The organism is Mesorhizobium sp. M7D.F.Ca.US.004.03.1.1 (assembly GCF_003998635.1).
GTDB lineage: Bacteria > Pseudomonadota > Alphaproteobacteria > Rhizobiales > Rhizobiaceae > Mesorhizobium > Mesorhizobium loti.
Genome location: NZ_RZQG01001091.1, coordinates 1 through 1793, shown reverse-complemented (window position 1 = coordinate 1793; position 1793 = coordinate 1). Strand labels below are relative to the sequence as shown.

Here is a 1793-nt window from a genome sequence, read left to right as displayed (position 1 = left end):
GCGTGCCGCGCCGCTCCGAGATCGAGCCGATCTCGACGGTGGCCAGCGCGATGATGTCAGCTGCAAATGCGGTGGGTTCTGCATGAAAATTCCCGCCCGAAATGACGTCACCATTGTCGAAGATCAGCGGATTGTCGGAAACCGATTTGGCTTCCAGCGCCAGAACACCGGCAGCATGGCGCAGTGAATCGAGGCATGAACCCAGAACCTGTGGCATGCAGCGGAAGCTGTAGGGATCCTGGACCCGAGTCTGACCTTTGTGACTGGCGAGGATTTCGGAGCCTTCCATGAGGGTCCAGAGCGATGCCGCCACATCAACCTGGCCAGCATGCGGCCGCAAAGCATGGATCCGAGCGTCGAACGGTACGCGAGTGCCCTTGAAGCCGTCCAGTGCCATCGCACCCGAGATCAGGGAAGACTGGAATGCACGCTCGGTCTCAAACAGCCCTTTGAGGGCGAGGCCCGTAGACACCTGGGTGCCGTTCAAAAGTGCTAGGCCCTCCTTGGCACCGAGGACCAAGGGTTCAAAACCATTGTCCTGGAGGACCTTGCCTGCAGGCACTGCCTTCCCGTCCACCAGGAACTCGCCCTCGCCCATCAACGCGCAGACGAAATGAGCCAACGGGGCCAAGTCACCGGAAGCCCCCACTGATCCTTGGGCAGGCACAGCCGGGATCAGTCCTGCAGCGATGACGTTGACGATCATCTCGATGGTCGATAGCCGTGCACCCGACGCGCCCTGGCACAACGAAGCCACCTTGATGGCAGCGATGAGCCGCACAACATTGGGCTCAAGCAGTTCGCCGACTCCCACCGAGTGGGATAGAACCAGGTTTCGCTGAAGCGTAGCCAGATCGACGTCAGCTATACGAACCGAGGCCAGTTTGCCGAATCCGGTGTTGATCCCGTAAACGGCAACGTTCCGGTCAATAATGGCTTGGACGGCGGCGACACCTCTGTTGATGCTCTCGATCGCGGAACGCGAAAGCTGGAAGTCCGCACCCCAATAGACCGATCTCCAGTCGTCCAGGGTATTTGCTGCAGGAACAATTGTGACCGTCATGACAACCCTCAGATTTTTGTTGGGTTGCGGGTACAGGATTTCGTCGCGTGCAGAGATGCCTGGATCTACAACGAATGTTGCGGCAAAGCGAACTTATGATTGCCCCATGGGCCTGGCGGATCATTGGCCTCAATAGAATTCGAGATGCAGCATGCCTGAATGGTGTCGAAATCCGCCTTTTTGGGTGCTCAAGATGGTCACGGATAGCGACAGGCTTCTTAGCTGAAGAACAATCGGCGACCAGAAGATTGACAGGGACATTGCTGGCCATGAGGCAAATTTGAGTTGTGTGGGCCGGATCGGCGCTCGGCCAATTCGCTATGGCGCTGGACTGGTATCATTTGCAACAGGTCGATAACGCCATGAACCGCGGCGACCTGTTTTACCCCGTGAGGAATTTCGAAACGAAGGAAGCAGCTTTGTCCGCGTTCATCCATCCAAACGGGCGGCTTTCGTCGGGCCTGGGTTGACACGAAGTCGGTAGATAGGCGTTGCAGGCCCGGATGTGGAGCCTCAACAGGTTGTCCTCGGCCAGAGCGAGACGACTGATGGGTGGTTTTGATTTTAGGCTGCTGTGGGGACGATGCCAAATGTATCTGTGCAACCAGATTGGCAGTTTGGCGGCGCGGCGGTCGGAGGTGGGATAGGCGAAGGCGTGGGCCCATTCGCGCAACGCCGTCTGGATGAAGCGCTCGGCCTTGCCATTGGTCTTGGGCGTATAGGGCCTTGT

The 1793-nt window shown here is 58.1% G+C and carries 1 protein-coding gene and 1 pseudogene; both read right to left on the bottom strand.

From position 1 onward, the window contains the following. Nucleotides 1-1063: aromatic amino acid lyase (locus EN935_RS34215; RefSeq protein ID WP_127374136.1), on the bottom strand; the 1063-nt coding region annotated here is incomplete at its 3' end. A 505-nt stretch (nt 1064-1568) separates the two neighbouring features. Beyond that, a pseudogene (locus EN935_RS34210) lies at nt 1569-1793 on the bottom strand (integrase core domain-containing protein); the annotation flags it as partial.